Annotated in this window: 16 protein-coding genes; 3 read left to right on the forward strand and 13 right to left on the reverse strand. The window is 38.3% G+C overall.

The features are described 5' to 3' along the window. Positions 1 to 938 precede the first annotated feature (938 nt). The 8 genes from DW019_RS14190 to DW019_RS14225 all read right to left on the reverse strand — a co-directional run bounded on the left by DW019_RS14190 (position 939) and on the right by DW019_RS14225 (position 7,724). Entirely contained in the window at positions 939 to 2,351 is a 1,413-nt protein-coding gene (locus tag DW019_RS14190; protein ID WP_118443988.1) for a leucine-rich repeat domain-containing protein, read from the reverse strand. A gap of 129 nt (positions 2,352 to 2,480) precedes the next feature. Then, positions 2,481 to 3,644 (reverse strand): IS3 family transposase, encoded by a 1,164-nt coding sequence (locus tag DW019_RS14195; RefSeq protein ID WP_118443989.1) that lies wholly within the window; start codon positions 3,642 to 3,644, stop codon positions 2,481 to 2,483. Between the two features lie 85 nt (positions 3,645 to 3,729). Next, positions 3,730 to 3,981 carry a hypothetical protein gene (locus tag DW019_RS14200; protein WP_118443990.1) on the reverse strand — a complete coding sequence of 84 codons (252 nt, stop codon included), beginning with the start codon at positions 3,979 to 3,981 and terminating at the stop codon, positions 3,730 to 3,732. Continuing rightward, positions 3,968 to 4,192 (reverse strand): hypothetical protein, encoded by a 225-nt coding sequence (locus tag DW019_RS14205; protein ID WP_118443991.1) that lies wholly within the window; start codon positions 4,190 to 4,192, stop codon positions 3,968 to 3,970. The genes DW019_RS14200 and DW019_RS14205 overlap by 14 nt, the downstream gene beginning before the upstream one ends. 45 nt (positions 4,193 to 4,237) lie before the next feature. After that, positions 4,238 to 4,483, reverse strand: coding sequence for a hypothetical protein (locus tag DW019_RS14210; protein WP_147353038.1), 246 nt, complete (start codon positions 4,481 to 4,483; stop codon positions 4,238 to 4,240). A gap of 1,153 nt (positions 4,484 to 5,636) precedes the next feature. Further along, a complete protein-coding gene (locus DW019_RS14215) occupies positions 5,637 to 6,596 on the reverse strand; it encodes a TlpA disulfide reductase family protein (protein WP_117479219.1) in 960 nt (319 codons plus the stop codon). Between the two features lie 2 nt (positions 6,597 to 6,598). Beyond that, the gene (locus DW019_RS14220; RefSeq protein WP_117479218.1) at positions 6,599 to 7,567 is read right to left on the reverse strand and encodes a 4Fe-4S binding protein; all 969 of its coding nucleotides are present in this window, start codon (positions 7,565 to 7,567) and stop codon (positions 6,599 to 6,601) included. Then, positions 7,560 to 7,724, reverse strand: a complete 165-nt coding sequence (locus DW019_RS14225; protein WP_104802871.1) for a CD1871A family CXXC motif-containing protein — start codon at positions 7,722 to 7,724, stop codon at positions 7,560 to 7,562. The genes DW019_RS14220 and DW019_RS14225 overlap by 8 nt, the downstream gene beginning before the upstream one ends. Before the next feature lie 124 nt (positions 7,725 to 7,848). On the opposite strand from DW019_RS14225, the gene DW019_RS14230 reads away from it, so the two are divergent. From DW019_RS14230 to DW019_RS14240, 3 genes are all read left to right on the forward strand, one after another. Beyond that, positions 7,849 to 8,523 (forward strand): response regulator transcription factor, encoded by a 675-nt coding sequence (locus DW019_RS14230; protein WP_118443993.1) that lies wholly within the window; start codon positions 7,849 to 7,851, stop codon positions 8,521 to 8,523. Then, complete coding sequence (locus DW019_RS14235) at positions 8,520 to 9,668, forward strand: ATP-binding protein (protein WP_118443994.1); 1,149 nt, start codon at positions 8,520 to 8,522, stop codon at positions 9,666 to 9,668. Before DW019_RS14230 ends, DW019_RS14235 begins: the two co-directional genes overlap by 4 nt. 73 nt (positions 9,669 to 9,741) lie before the next feature. After that, positions 9,742 to 10,242, forward strand: a complete 501-nt coding sequence (locus DW019_RS14240) for a hypothetical protein (RefSeq protein ID WP_118443995.1) — start codon at positions 9,742 to 9,744, stop codon at positions 10,240 to 10,242. Positions 10,243 to 10,391: 149 nt separating this feature from the next. Here the strand turns inward: DW019_RS14240 and DW019_RS14245 are convergent, their stop codons facing one another. From DW019_RS14245 to DW019_RS14265, 5 genes are all read right to left on the reverse strand, one after another. Next, entirely contained in the window at positions 10,392 to 11,171 is a 780-nt protein-coding gene (locus DW019_RS14245; RefSeq protein WP_118443996.1) for a FlxA-like family protein, read from the reverse strand. A gap of 202 nt (positions 11,172 to 11,373) precedes the next feature. Further along, positions 11,374 to 12,744, reverse strand: coding sequence for a GHKL domain-containing protein (locus DW019_RS14250; protein ID WP_118443997.1), 1,371 nt, complete (start codon positions 12,742 to 12,744; stop codon positions 11,374 to 11,376). Continuing rightward, complete coding sequence (locus DW019_RS14255) at positions 12,741 to 13,454, reverse strand: LytTR family DNA-binding domain-containing protein (RefSeq protein WP_117479212.1); 714 nt, start codon at positions 13,452 to 13,454, stop codon at positions 12,741 to 12,743. Before DW019_RS14255 ends, DW019_RS14250 begins: the two co-directional genes overlap by 4 nt. 109 nt (positions 13,455 to 13,563) lie before the next feature. Then, a complete protein-coding gene (locus DW019_RS14260) occupies positions 13,564 to 13,716 on the reverse strand; it encodes a methylglyoxal synthase (RefSeq protein WP_022376675.1) in 153 nt (50 codons plus the stop codon). 84 nt (positions 13,717 to 13,800) lie between these two features. Continuing rightward, positions 13,801 to 14,550, reverse strand: a complete 750-nt coding sequence (locus DW019_RS14265) for a type IV secretory system conjugative DNA transfer family protein (RefSeq protein ID WP_182431157.1) — start codon at positions 14,548 to 14,550, stop codon at positions 13,801 to 13,803. Positions 14,551 to 14,775 lie beyond the last annotated feature (225 nt).

Below are 14,775 nucleotides of genomic sequence, written 5' to 3' on the forward strand. Positions count from 1 at the left end.
TTGGGAACACACCTGCATAGCAGGTGGTTTATTTTTATTGCCAATACAAAAAAAGACAGTCTGATTTCAAAGTCAGACTGTCCGTAAAATTTTTAGGGACTTTTAAAAATATTTCATCCTATCAATACCACATTTTAAACATTCATGTTTTTTTCTACTCATCATATTCCTCATATTGGCTTACGTGGAATACAGATATAATATGTACTACCAAAATGCATAAACGGTAAGAAAATATTTAGACCTATATGGATCATATTCTTGTTCAGGAGCTATACTAATATCATTAATTCCAATAGAATAGAAATATCATTTTAAATATTGACCTAATTCTTGGTCTAATATAGTACCAGTCGATGAACCATATATAGTTTTTGAAAACAAACCTGCTGGTTTGTATGAACTCGGTTTATAAAAATATAAATCAGATGCCAAACGGGAATATCCATCACTCCAACCTACGCCAAAACGAATTAGTCTGCTTAATTCTTGAAATCATACCATCAAGACTTTCCTTCATCTACTTTCATAGACTTCTTTGGTACTACGATTTGAACTGACTTCTGTATGTTCAGCCATGTCATGCAGCATGAAGTTACTAGGGAGTAAATATTATATTAATCTACAAAGCGAACTATACAGATCTCCCCAGTTAAAGGGCGTAATCTTTCCCTCCACATATCTGCCGCACTTACCCCGTATACCTTCGTATAATTATTGGGCTTCGGCTTACCATCCGACTTCCCTCAGATTCCACAACACACCTCGCGATGGATACCCTTGACATTAGCTGTAAGTTTCCCACTATCAGAACACTTTACGGACTTACAGCGAGTACCGATTAGATAACGTCCATGATGGGCAAACCAAAAAAGTTATAATCTCGACAAGACTATAACCTTTTTGTAAAAATATTGATTCTTTCTGTTCATTCTTTATTATTTTATTTTAATCTTTCTTTTACAATGCCAACCGCAAAATGGTTCTTCGTAATCCTCGCTGTCTTCCATATAAGGTTCAAAATACCTTGTAATCTGAACATAATAGGTTTTTCCCTTTTCCAACCTCTTTGACAAGCCGTTTCCATAAGGGGCTGTGAACACCACAACTGTAGCATTTGACATGTCTTTATTCTCAGAATACCTGAAATAATAGGCATCACTGCTCTTTTTATAACCTTTTTTCCCGAAACTCTTATCCTTCACTGTCACCTTAATTCTTCCATTTGAAGAAGATACTTTATATTTTTTGAATATCGCTTTTACTTTAAGCGTACCAAATAGTTTTTCTGGTATACATTCAGGAAAACACTCCCAGTCATTTAGGGTATAAATATACCACCCAATAAAAGTATAGCCCTTTTTTTTCGCTTTCTTTGGCAATTTTGTCTTTTGACGATATCTATATGTTTTTGGTTTTTTCCCCGTAACCTTTCCTCCGTCGAGTGCATACTTTATTTTATATTTTCGAAAAATTGCTTTCGCAGTTTTTCCTGATTTCAATTTCGCAACTTTTTTCTTTCCTACATACCAGTTTCTTTTACCCTTTAGTGTGTCAAGTGGAATCGCAGTTTTGGAAAGATTCACTATCTTTTTTAAGGAAAAGCAACTCTCGACAAAATTTTTTGATATTTCCCGCACTGACTTCCCTACCGTAATCGTTTTTAACCGACTGCAATTATAAAAGGCAGACCTCCCTACACTTTCTACTGTATCAGGAATTTTAAATTTTTCAAAATTGCAGTTTTCAAAAGCACGCTCTTCTATTTTCTTTAATTTTTGCGGCCATTCAATAGTTTTAAGTTTCAAACATTCCGAAAAGGAAACCGCTGGTATTGTGGTCATATTAGCCGGAAAGTGGACTTCTTTTATATATTTACCACCCGCAAATGCGAATATTCCTAGTTCCTCTAGTGAATCGGGCAATACAACATATTGTAAGTAATTGTCCTCAAATGCATTATCACCTATTTTTTTCAAATTCTTAGGAAATTGGATATCGGACGTCCATGAAAAGTTAAATGCGTCCTTTCCTATCTCTATCAATGAATTGGGTAATGATATATCCATCTTTTGATACATCAAATTTGCAAAACTTTTTTCACCTATTTTTTGAATTCCATCTTCTATGGTAATTTTTCTAATTTTTTTGTTAATCTGTTCATCTTCATTGAATTTCTTTGTTATTGTTCCTGTTCCGCTAATATAAAGCAAGCCATCGTCCGACAATGTATAGGTACAATCTAATCCACATCTTCCTTTCACTTCTGCAGCACTATATATCGGTGCTGCAGAAATAGCGAAGATTGAAAATGCCAAAACAATACTAACTATCTTATTGTATAGCTTCATTTTTTACTCCTTTTCGTATAATTTATATAATGGCTCAGTTGTCAAGACAAAAATTTGATATTTTTATAATGAACTGATATGTTGACGGGTTACATGGAAAATGCGTGAAGCCTCTCCCGGATTTTTATATTATGCGGCTGCTCTGGCTGTATCCAGAAGCATTACCGGATAGTATACCTCGGCAGGCCGCTTGTTCCCAATGGACTGATGGCATCTTTCAAAGTTATAGGTGTAGATATATCTTCCAATGGCTTTTCTCGCTTCCTTGAGATTAGCATACTCCGTGAGGTATGCTTCCTTATAGTTGAAGCTGCGGAACCAGCGTTCAATCATGATATTATCTGCCCATCGACTTTTGCCATCCATGCTTTGACGGATTCCATTATCTCGAATAAAGTCGATGTATTTGTCGCTGGTAAACTGGCTGCCCTGATCCGAGTTGATGATTAACGGCTTAGCTACTTTAAATGCTTTTTTACAGGCGTTGATGACCATAGTGGTATCCAGAGTATCATCAATCTCCCAACCAACGATACAACGGCTGTACCAGTCGATAATGGTTGTCAGGTAAAGAAATCCATGCTTCATTGGAAGGTATGTAATGTCAATCGACCATGCCTGATTGGGACGGTCCATGACTGCATTACGAAGCAGATACGGACAGACTTTTGCCTGCTTCATGCGCTTAGACAAATTCATCTTTGGATAAATCGGTGAAATGTCCATTTCACGCATACATCTGCCCGCTTTACGGCGTCCAACATGATATCCGCGCAGTTTAAGTTGAGCAGACATCTGACGGGCTCCCCAAGTAGGATTATCCGTATGCAGATGGTCAATGATAGCTTTGCATTCCAGTTCTTCCTCTGAAACGGGGATGCCGCCATAATATACGCTGGTACGATTAATTCCAAGCAGCTTTGCACCGGTAGAAACTGGCAATTCTTTAGTCGTCGAAAGGTTTCGGACTAAATTTACTCTCGTAGTCAGGTCCGACAACTTCTTCAGATTTTTTTTGAGCCAGTCAACCTGCATAGTAAGTTGACCGACCTTTTTGGCGTATTCAGCTTTTTCCTTACGTTCTTCGGCAAGTTTTTCCCGGAGATTGTCTTCCCTCTTGTTATCAAAAGCAAGAGAAGCATTTGTAAGGAATTCCTTCTTCCAGTTGCGCAGGAGATTTGGTTGAATATCGTTTTCAACAGCAAGGACATTGAGTTCTTTCTCCCCCTTGAGCAGCTGGAGTACGAGGTTGGTTTTAAATTCAGCACTGAAATTTCTTCTTGATCTGGACATAATAAGTACCTTCTTTCATTTGTTGGTTATAGTATATCAGATTCATTAAGAAATGTCGTGTTCAGTGTCTTAATTTATGAGACCATTATATAATTTCCATTCCTGTAGTTTCTACAAGCCTATCAAACATATCAATAAATGAATATAATTTGTTTCTGTATGGGAACACAAAATATTCTTCCATTGTAATTACAGAAGTTACAAACTTTTTGTCTGCCTCATACCCATTACTGAAAAAATTCTTTACCTTATCATAATATTGTGGATTATTTTCGTCCTTTTCAATAAAGTATATGAATGGTGCAGTATCTACAAATGCCTTTTTATAATCTGTCATTCTCTCGCATCTCCTTCATATACTCATCAACATGTAAACCTCTTTCACTTGGAATAACAAAACTATCCCAGTCAACAGGTGCTTTCTTTGCTTTTCTCTGTGGATAGTTCAACAGAGTAACAATAACCTCTGCTCCGTCATAATCTCTTATATCTTCATCATCAATAACTACTGTGTTACCTTTTACAATTCCCTTTACTGCTGCTAACATAGGTCATACCTCCTTTAAAATTTCGGATGAAATTCGTGTTTCTTATCAACCGGTTATTCGTTTTTCATTTTCCTTATTTTGCTTGTTTTGTTCCCTTACAGTTACTATTTCTATCCCCATATCTTTTTCAAGTAATGAGATAACTAATTGATTAACACTCATTCCTTTGCCTTTTGCATGATCTTTAATAGGTTGCAAATATTCCTCTGGAACTCTGAGTTTTATATCTTTAATTTTTTTCATATATTCTTTCAAACTGTCTTTTTGTTTATCAGTTGCGGAAGCCATCATGCAGCCCTCCGTTTCTATATACTTCTTCATAATAAGTATATAACACCACCTCCAAATTTTCAACTAATTTCTATGGGTACATAAAGAGTGCCATAAAAGACACTCTTTTCTCTTATACCATCTTATTTAATAGTTTATGCACAATCATCCACAATAACCGCTTGCTTTGCTTCTTATCCATCTGATATAAGAAGATTTCTGTTATACGCTCCATAAAATCATCTGGTAAAACTGAACCTTCTCAAATATCCACTCTTCCATTCTTCTCTCATCACAAACTCTCTCCTTCCCCATAGCAATAATTTACTTCATGATGTTTATTTCTTTTATATTTCTCAGTTACTTTACTAGGTGCCACATTTCCGACTCCTGCACAGCCATTTTTCTGCCGGCTCAAAAATGTCCTTACACATATTCAAAAGATGAAGGGCATAAATACAGGCTCTTGATTAAAAATTTTTATTTTTTCGGTTAATTGAATGTAAGTAATGCAAAATTGTCAAAATGACAATACTGTATTACATGGGTGGATCTTGCTCTGGTTGTAACGCATGAATTCATACAATAATAGACCCAAATGGGCACTTTCACCGTTCGAGCCTATATATTATGTGTCTTTTGGATAATAGCTAAAAAAGTAGCTGTCTAGACGGTATGTTTTTATCACAAAATTGATTTTATTGAAATTGGATGTAGATTTGCTGAATTTCTTTATCCTCTTAAAATTTACAATATTACACTTGTCTACTATTGTAAATTTCTGAGATAATCCAGTCGTAAACACTTCTTACATAACTATATTCGTCAACTGGAACACTATATGATTCTTTGGATAGTTTATTCTTAATTGCACTCAATCTAAGAATTCATTGTGTCTTAGCTTCTTTGCCTTGGTATAGGTGTTTTTAGGAAGGCCTTTAACTAGCCAAGATGTACCAAAATATTCCTGAAGACTACCAGATATAATAGTTTTTAATTTGTTCTCAATCTCGCACAATAATTACCGTATTCAAACAAAACTGACTCCGTTAGAAAAACGAAATCAGTTTGTTGCTTAAAATTTAATTATTCTACCATAGACCTGTTTTTTTGTGCTGTCTGCACAACTTGGGGCAGTTCAATTCGGGAGAGGTTATCACTTTATGCTTTATTCTTATTTGACCTGTAAAGCCTGGTCTATGAGTTTTTCAAGTGTCTTTGCTTGATTTTTTTCAGTGATTGCACCAACGATTGGCTCGCCTACAATGTTGCCGTTCTTGTCGACAACATATGTTGTTGGGTAAGAGAAAATGCCTGATGTGAACTTGCCTGCATCGCTGTTTGAATCAAACCAAATGTTCTTGTATGTTACACCTTTCTTTGAAAGGATGTCCTTTGCTTCTGAAATTGCTGTCTTGTCACCGTCAATTGTGAATGTGTTGATGCCGACAACCTGACCGCCTTTTTCAGCAAGTTTCTTGTTGAGTGCTTCTAATTCCGGAAGTTCGCCGACACATGGCTTGCAAGTGCTGAACCAGTAGTTAACAACTGTTACATTGTTGCTTTTGAAAAAGTCACTGCTCTTTATATCGTTGCCATCAAGGTCCTTGCCGTCGAATGACGGAAAACTTGTTGCGCCACCGCCGTTTGAAATAACGCCGTTGCTGTCAGCCGGAACGCTGTCACCGTTTGAAGGTGCATTTGCACATTCAGGATATTTTTGCTCCAAGATTGTGAGTTTGCCCTCAATTTCCTTGATTTGTTCTGCACCGGCAACGAGTTTTTTGTATTCCTCATCTGTGAATTGGTCCTTTGCACCCTCAATTGTCTTGAGAAGGAAGTCACCGTAGTTTGTGCCGTCCTCAATCATTGGATTGTCTTTGTTTGAAGCCATAAATACTTTTTCCCAAAGAGCTTTGTCTGTTGACAAGATTTCGTTTTCTTTTTCCATAAGCTGATTGTGGAGCTTTGAAGCCTCGTCAGCGCTGTTCGGTTCTGTTGCCATCAAGGTTGAAATACTTGAATCTATTGACTGTTTTTCGTCTTTGTTGTTTTTTGATGTTGAGCAGGCAATAAGGCTGATTGCCAATACAGAAACTAATAATACTACTGTTAAAATTTTTGAAAATTTCATAATTATTCCTCCTTTATTGTTTCGTTTTTGTTTGTTTTGTTTTCAATTTTTGCGTTTTCGTCTACTGTTTTTCTAAACAAGCCAAAGCCGTATTGAAAGCTAACCGCTTCGGTAGGACAGGCACTTATGCACTTTCCACATCGGATACATTCGGTGCTGTTAGGTGTTTTTGTAACATCAACATCCATTTTGCACACCTTTGCACATTTACCGCACGAAACGCATTTGTGCTCGTCTACCTTCATCCCAAACAGCGAAACCTTGTTGAACAGTGCATAGAATGCACCGAGTGGGCAAATCCATTTGCAGAACGGTCTGTAAAACAGCACGCTCAAAACGACTACCGAAATCAGCACAACAAGTTTCCACGAAAACAGTTGTCCCAATGCCGAACGGATACCTTCGTTGACTGCCGAAAGTGGCAACGCACCCTCAAGCACACCTTGCGGACATATATATTTGCAGAAATATGGGTCGCCCATCCCCAAATCATTTACTATGAGCACCGGTAATAAAACAACTGCCAACAGCAGTACTGCATATTTGATATATGTCAGTGGCTTGAGTTTTTTTGTTGAAAACTTTTTGGTCGGGACTTTGTGCAACAAATCCTGTAACCAACCAAACGGACACAAAAATCCGCAGATAAAGCGTCCGAGCAGAACTCCCAACAAAATGAGAAATCCTGTTATATAATAGGAAAACTTATATTTTGACGATCCAACTACCGCCTGAAATGAGCCGATTGGGCAAGCACCCGATGCGGCAGGACAGGAATAGCAGTTCAGACCCGGCACACAAACGGCCTTGCCTTTGCCTTGATAAATTTCGCCTTTAAAAAAGTTTGGCAGATGAATATTTGTCAGCAGAGTTGCTCCTGCCTGAATCCATCCTCGGAATTTGGCTAATTGGTTTGATGCCGTATATTTTTTCTTATTATGGTTTTTATTCTTTGTTTTCTTTTTATCCAATTCCTACACACTCCAAACAAAGCCTGATTGCCTTACTCAAAACGGTTTCAGTTTCGCCACGCATTGCGCCGAAGCCGAGCATAATAGCTCCCGAAATAAGCAGTACTGCCTGTGATAAAGCCTTTTTTGCTCTGGTCAATTCAATCACTCCTTTCATTTTCTAGCGTCATTGTAGCACATCGGATATAAAATTTTCGTTAAGAACAGAAATTTAACACAGATTTTATGTTTTTGTGCTATAATCATAATTATAAATATACTTTAAAGCAAGGAGAGTTTTTATGCACATTTTAGTTGTTGAAGACGAAAGAATATTGTGTGAAACAATCGCTCGTAGCTTGAAGCGTCTCGCTTATAGCGTTGACTGTTGCTATGACGGAATAACCGCAATGCAAATGCTTGCTGACGATAACTTTGACCTCGTTGTGCTTGATTTGAATTTACCGGGTGCTGACGGCATGACTGTTTTGAGAACACTCAGAAAAACCGACCGTGACACAAAGGTGCTGATTTTGTCTGCCCGTAGTGAAGTGTCTGATAAGGTTGACGGTTTGGATGCAGGTGCAAACGATTATTTGGCAAAGCCGTTCCATTTGGAAGAACTTGCTGCAAGGATTCGCAGTCTTACCCTCCGACAGTTCACTCAAAATGATGTTGTGCTGACCTGCGGTGATGTTTCGTTTGACACAAAATCTCGCAAGGCTATTGTCGGAGACGAACCTTTGCCGTTGACCCGCAAGGAAACAGGCATACTTGAATATCTTATGGTAAACAGAGGTCGCCCCATAAGTCAGGAAGAATTTATTGAACATGTGTGGGACAATAGCGTTGACAATTTCAGCAATTCGATAAGGGTACATATTTCTGCTTTGAGAAAGAAACTTCGCACTTCTCTTGGATATGACCCGATTCGCAATCGTATCGGTGAGGGCTATGTAATGGGGGAAGAAGAATGAAAAAAATATCTCTTCAATGGCGTATCACTTTGATGACTGCTATACTTATAGGTATAACCTGCGTGTCTATGAATTCCCTTATCGGTTATTCGGGCAGACATTATATGGATTCTATCGGCAGTGACATTTCTGCTAACAGCGATTCGTATAAAGGTGAGCAGGAATTTTTTAACCCTGAAAGTGCCGACCTTGACCAAGAAGTAACTATTATAGTTAACGGTGCACAGGAGTCGTTTTCCACTACAAATTGGTGCATAACAGCGGTTGTAACATTGCTTGGCGGTGTTTTGGCATACTTTGTCAGTGGCAGAGCATTGAAGCCTTTGCACACCTTTGCTTCAAGGGTTGAAAATGTTCAGCCGAATAACTTGACCGATATGAAGATAACCGATGATGTGCCTGCCGAGTTCAAGCAATTCAGCATTTCTTTTAATCAGATGCTTGACCGACTTGACGAGGGGTTCACGGCACAACGGCAGTTCACCGGCAATGCCGCACACGAATTGCGCACCCCTCTTGCATTGCTTCAGGCACAACTTGAACTTTTTTCTGTTGAGCATCCTGATTTGGATGCCGAAAGTGCCGACTTCCTCAAATTATTGCAGGAACAAACAGGGCGAATGTCGCAGGTTACAAAGACTTTGCTTGAAATGAGCGAGCTTCGAACTGTGCCGTGTAATGACTGCATTGAGCTTGCACCGATGATTGAGGAAATTCTTGCCGACCTTTCTCCTGTGGCAGAGAAAAAAGGGGTCACTCTTGAATGTGACGGCACCGGCACTATGGTGGGCAGTGACACCTTGATTTATCGTTTGATCTTTAATTTGACGGAAAACGCAATCAGGTATAACCGCCCTGACGGAACTGTGCGTGTTTCTGTTTCTCAGGATGGTGACGATCTTGTTGTCAGGGTTGCCGACACAGGTTGCGGAATACCAGAAAAGTATAAAGAAAGTATTTTTCAGCCGTTCTTCCGTGTGGATAAATCCCGTAGCAGAGAAAATGGCGGTGTGGGTCTTGGACTTTCTTTGGTTTGGGAAATTGCTGATATTCACGGTGGCAAAGTGCAGGCAGAAGAAAGTACAGAAAAGGGAACTGTTATGACAGTTACTTTTCCGTTGAACAGAGAATACAAGGATGATTAGTCCAAAATAGAACGAAATATATACAACAAAGTGTTTTTCACAGTAATACAACTGCCTACAGGTGGTGTACACTATGGGAAAAGTTAATTATTTACTTCTAGATATGTCTGTTTTGCCGGAAGTTTATGCAAAAGTGATTGAGGCAAAGGGCTATTTGCAGTCGGGAGAGGCGGCAAACGCATCGCAGGCTGTAAAGATGGCAGGAATATCTTGCTCGGCATACTATAAATATAAGGATAAAATATTTGAGTACAGCGAGCAGGGGGATGATGCCACAACAATCAACGCCAAGCTTCAGGACAATGCCGGAGTTCTCAGTTCGGTTATGAACGAGCTTTATTTGGCAGGGGCAAACATTTTGGCGGTTAATCAGAGTAAGCAAAACAAGAAGGAATTCTTACGCGGATACGACTACATGCTAAGCAAAATCGAGCCTGAAGCCGTCATTGATGGGGTAAATTTACTGCCGGAAAGTATTAGACAGACTACACCTGTGACCTGTTTCAGATTTGATAACTGTTTTTACTATATCCGATTTCTTCTTTTCTTACAATCCCCATATATGATTTTTTAGTGCCGCTATTTTTTTTATCTGTGGATAAGGAATACTGTATACCGGCATATTCCACTAAACAAAGCTGAAAAATCTACATTGCTGTTATATTTACTTGTATAATCACTAAAACTTTTGATTTCTGACATAACACCAGCCTCCTTTCCGAACTATAAACGTATATCTATCGGTGTATATACTACCGACTGTCCACTTTCTGATGCTGGATTTTTTATTATTTCTGCTGTTTCTGTTTTGACATCTGCATTCTCTGATGCATCTGTTGTCGTATCTGCATTTTCCTGTGTATTCTCTGCTTTCTGAGTTTGATCCTTCTTTGTTTCTGATGCATCTGTACTGTTGTCTGCCTTTGATGCTTCTTCCATGGATCTATTTGCATCTGAAAGTGAATACATCTGTGCTGCTGTTGCAGACTGCGCTTTTGCCTGCAAATCTGCCAGTTCTTCTTCTTTCTTTTCGGTATTGCCTTTTCCAGCATCCTGCTTGATTTCAGACTCAAGCACACCGGCTCTTCCTTCCATCTGTGTTGCCATACTCCCCTGCACTTTTGCTTGCTTCATAGATGATTCTGCGGAAATCATTGCCCGCATACCTGCCTGTGACAAGCCTGTTCCTTTCTTTGCAGATGTATTTTTTGTACCAGCCACCATATCATCCATAGATGATTTTTTTCTCTGCTGTTCCTTTCTATGTTCAATCTGGTGCTGTCTTAACTGTTGATTGAGATTTGTAATTTCCTGCTGTATCTCCTGACGTTTCTTCATCTTATCCTCTAATGACAGTTCTTCATTTGATGATAAGTCCTGCAATTTCTGCTGTGCATTTGCAATCTGATTCTGAATATTTTTGCTCACAGAATCATTCGCCTGTGCCATTCCCATTGCTCCTGTCTGCGTATTCGTTCCGTTAAATCCATTAATTTTCATCATTTCGTTGTCCTCCTTAAACTAATACTCTGAAATCCGTTTCCTGAAAATCTGTATAACATGATTTCTCTTTATTTTTTCTTTCGGCATATCTTTCTTCACAATAAACCGCGATGTTGTGAACCGCCCTTTTTTCGTTGTGAAGCTTCAAACAAGCACTACATATTTCTGTAATTTACAAAATACATAGTGTCAATTTATTTCTTTATTCTACCTGCATCATAATGCTAAGGATTACTTCCTCATTTCCCTGCTCCAAAGATATATCTCCCATATACATTCTGGCAACTCGGCGAATGTTATTCAGACCCATTCCATGTTCCCTCCCAGATTTGGTTGTTTCTGGCAAATCGCTATCACCAAAATTAAGCTGACCCTCAAAACTGTTTTTTATGGTTATCATAAAGATACTGTTTTTCTGAAAAGAAGAAATGCTGATATATGGATCATCTCCACTTACATTTTCCATACAGTTATTCAAGGCATTATTCATGATCACACTCAGATCAAATGCATTTAACTTCGTATTCTGCGGATAATGAAAGTCTGATATAAACCGAATCTGCCTTTCTTTTGCTTCTCTCAGCTTTTCCATCAAAATGACATCAATCACCGGACTTCCTGTCTTTATTTCCGGAGATACCTCGTCCCATTCATTTTTCAGATGTTCCAAGTATTCTGTAGCATCATCCATATTATTATGTGCCACCAGATGTTCCAGTGTCTGTATATGATTTCCCATATCATGTCGCATGGAGCGGATATCCCGATACAACTTTTCAACTTCCTCGATATGCTTTTTCATGTCACTGATCTGATTTAATACCAGCTCTTGTCCCCGCTGTTCTTCCTGCATCTCTTTCCAGTTTTGAAACATTACAATCACAACAAGAATAGCAACTATGGAAATCAGATAGTGTAAAAAGCTTAAAGCTCCATAAAATTCATATGTATCAATCAAGTTCTTTCCAGTATCTCTTTCGTATATCATGAGATAATATTGTAAAATGCCATACCCGGTGACGCCTACAAGTGAAGGTATAATAAGCATTACCATCTCTTTGACACTCATTTCATCTTTTTTGTATATATACGCTTTATTGATTAGTCCTATTGCAATCGCAATAAAAGCAATACAAAGTACAAGATCCAAAACTCTGGTTCCAACATATAGTCCGTATTGCAACCACACTTTTTCTGCATCCATATTCCGAAATACAAGTGCTTTTGTAACAAGAACATCAAATCTGTCTGCCATTGCAACCGTTAACCATCGGATAGAAAAGAACGTAATTGCAAGAAATATTTTCTGATATATATTTTTTCTGTCCTCTACATACATTGTAAGAAATGCTGCTATAACTCCAATCAGATATGCGGAAAAATTGTCAATCTGTGGCGGAATCATATATAAAACAAGCGTAATCGTAATATAAACAATACTGACTGCCACAGCCCCTTTTTTCTTTTTTATATAAGGACAAACAAATTTTCCAAAATAAATTCCTGTAATCATAAGGAGTGCAATAACAGAAATTTTCGATGTAACCATCCAGCATTTTTCTACCAAACTCATCCGATTTCTTTTCCTTTCCTCTGATTATATTTCAAATATTGTTTTACAAACTCAGGATAATTCTGCTTTGCAATCAGTGCAGTTCCATTTTCCATCGTCACACAATTTGCATCATATTTCTGAACATATTTGAAATGTACGAGGTAAGCTCTGTGTGTACGAAAAAAATCTGCTCCCGCAATTTCACTCAGTTCCTGCAATTTTCCATAATATTCAATATTCGTATCCCGTGTATGGATAATGACTTTTCGGTTATATACCTCAGCATACACAATATCCTTCAAAAACACTTTCATATGACTTCCTCCGGACTGCACCATCATGTATTTTTCATCCGATTGATTTTCAGAATATTGTTCAATGCTTCTGACCGCACGTTTCACAACTTCCTCAAATTTTTCATCGGAAAATGGTTTCACCAGATAATGAAATGCTGCAACATCAAATGCCTGAAAAACATACTCCTCCACAGCAGTTACAAATATCAATACCATTCTTTCATTTTTCTGACGCAGAAGCCTTGCCGTTTCCATTCCATCCATTCCTGGCATCTGAATATCTAAAAATAGAATATCCGGCTTACAACCACTTGCAATCAATTCATCACCAGATAAATATTTTTCTATTACTGCATCCGGTAATAATTTCTTTATTTTTTCTTCTAATATCAATCCTATAGATTTTTCATCATCGCAGATTGCTATTTGCATCTTGTCACTTCCTTACTTACATACTATTATATTTATTATATCGGAAAAAGTCTTTTAATAGCTAGCCGACATGTTGTAAACCGACCTTTTTTTGTTGTGAAATAACATATCACTGCATATCTTTTACTCTGACATCTACAGTATTTTTAAATTTTACAATCTGATGTGAATACTGTTCATTCACAAGTGTAGAACGAATCAAAAAATTCGCTGTTGCAATATTATTTGCAATCGGTATAGATGCATAATCTTTATAATCCAAATCACTTTCCTTCCATCTCCATCCACATCTTCTTTTTCTGCAGTACCTGTCCTTCCTCTATCTCCGGGCGGATAATTGACTTTATCACTTCTTCCGGAGCCTGTGCCTGCAGCAGTTCCCCACAATTCCCTCCCATGCACCATCCGCAAAAAGTGTTTTTAACTGTGCCAGAGACTGTAAAATCGGTACACAGTACACACCTCGGCTCCGGCAGGTCGAAAGAATCTTATCAAAGTTATTCGGCATCTTGATATTTGCCATTTCATCCAGCCAGAAACCGACATCCATCGGCAGCTTTCCTCCAAAGAATCTTGCCTGACGGTACAACTCCTGAAAAAGCAGCGTGTAAACCATGCCCGGCACGAAATTAAAGGTGTCATCGTCATCCGGGATAATGATAAACAGATTGCTTTTTGTTTTCTTGTCTCCGTCAATTCCTACTCCAAACTCATCCAACGGAATGTCATTGGATGAAAAGATTTCCAACAATTCCTCATTATCAAAAGGCTGCATACGGGCATTTACGGTCATAATGACGGAACGAATCGTTTCATCCGGACCACCCCGGTATCGTTGATAGGCTTTTACCGCCGGATGATCCGGCTTCTTTTTTGCCAGTTCTTCCATACGCAGATCCAGTTTCGGCGGTGTGTCTGCATCCACAAACTGAGCCTCATCCAGCAGATATAAAATCGTTTTCCAGTTTTTCTGCAATAGTTCCGCCCACCCTCTTTTCTGATTATTGTCCAGGCAGATACAACGCACAAAATCCTTTGATTCCTGCTGTTCTTTCGGCAGATTGGCAATATACAGATTCGGAGATTCTGCCACCATCTGCGCCTGCATTACTAAAACCAAAGTCCCAGAGCCAAAGCAATGACTGCTAAAATAAAAAAAGAGAAGAAAAGTATTCTTCTTGAAAATACCTTTCTTCCCTTTGGGGTTGAAATGTTATTTAGTTGGTTCATAATTGTCCTTTTTACTATGTATTTGCATCTACAAACTTGAATTTGCGGGTTCTTTACATAGATAAAATTTCAATTTTCAAAGCTATCCCCA

This window comes from Clostridium sp. AF37-5 (assembly GCF_003477605.1).
Taxonomy (GTDB): Bacteria; Bacillota; Clostridia; order Lachnospirales; family Lachnospiraceae; genus Eubacterium_F.

Excerpts from the sequence above, each read along its gene's own strand:
- DW019_RS14190 (WP_118443988.1), bottom strand. The coding sequence starts at position 2,351 with ATGAAGCTATACAATAAGATAGTTAGTATTGTTTTGGCATTTTCAATC.
- DW019_RS14195 (WP_118443989.1), bottom strand. The coding sequence starts at position 3,644 with ATGTCCAGATCAAGAAGAAATTTCAGTGCTGAATTTAAAACCAACCTC.
- DW019_RS14200 (WP_118443990.1), bottom strand. The coding sequence starts at position 3,981 with ATGACAGATTATAAAAAGGCATTTGTAGATACTGCACCATTCATATAC.
- DW019_RS14205 (WP_118443991.1), bottom strand. The coding sequence starts at position 4,192 with ATGTTAGCAGCAGTAAAGGGAATTGTAAAAGGTAACACAGTAGTTATT.
- DW019_RS14210 (WP_147353038.1), bottom strand. The coding sequence starts at position 4,483 with ATGATGGCTTCCGCAACTGATAAACAAAAAGACAGTTTGAAAGAATAT.
- DW019_RS14215 (WP_117479219.1), bottom strand. The coding sequence starts at position 6,596 with ATGAAATTTTCAAAAATTTTAACAGTAGTATTATTAGTTTCTGTATTG.
- DW019_RS14225 (WP_104802871.1), bottom strand. The coding sequence starts at position 7,724 with ATGAAAGGAGTGATTGAATTGACCAGAGCAAAAAAGGCTTTATCACAG.
- DW019_RS14230 (WP_118443993.1), top strand. The coding sequence starts at position 7,849 with ATGCACATTTTAGTTGTTGAAGACGAAAGAATATTGTGTGAAACAATC.
- DW019_RS14235 (WP_118443994.1), top strand. The coding sequence starts at position 8,520 with ATGAAAAAAATATCTCTTCAATGGCGTATCACTTTGATGACTGCTATA.
- DW019_RS14240 (WP_118443995.1), top strand. The coding sequence starts at position 9,742 with ATGGGAAAAGTTAATTATTTACTTCTAGATATGTCTGTTTTGCCGGAA.
- DW019_RS14245 (WP_118443996.1), bottom strand. The coding sequence starts at position 11,171 with ATGATGAAAATTAATGGATTTAACGGAACGAATACGCAGACAGGAGCA.
- DW019_RS14250 (WP_118443997.1), bottom strand. The coding sequence starts at position 12,744 with ATGAGTTTGGTAGAAAAATGCTGGATGGTTACATCGAAAATTTCTGTT.
- DW019_RS14255 (WP_117479212.1), bottom strand. The coding sequence starts at position 13,454 with ATGCAAATAGCAATCTGCGATGATGAAAAATCTATAGGATTGATATTA.
- DW019_RS14265 (WP_182431157.1), bottom strand. The coding sequence starts at position 14,550 with ATGGTGGCAGAATCTCCGAATCTGTATATTGCCAATCTGCCGAAAGAA.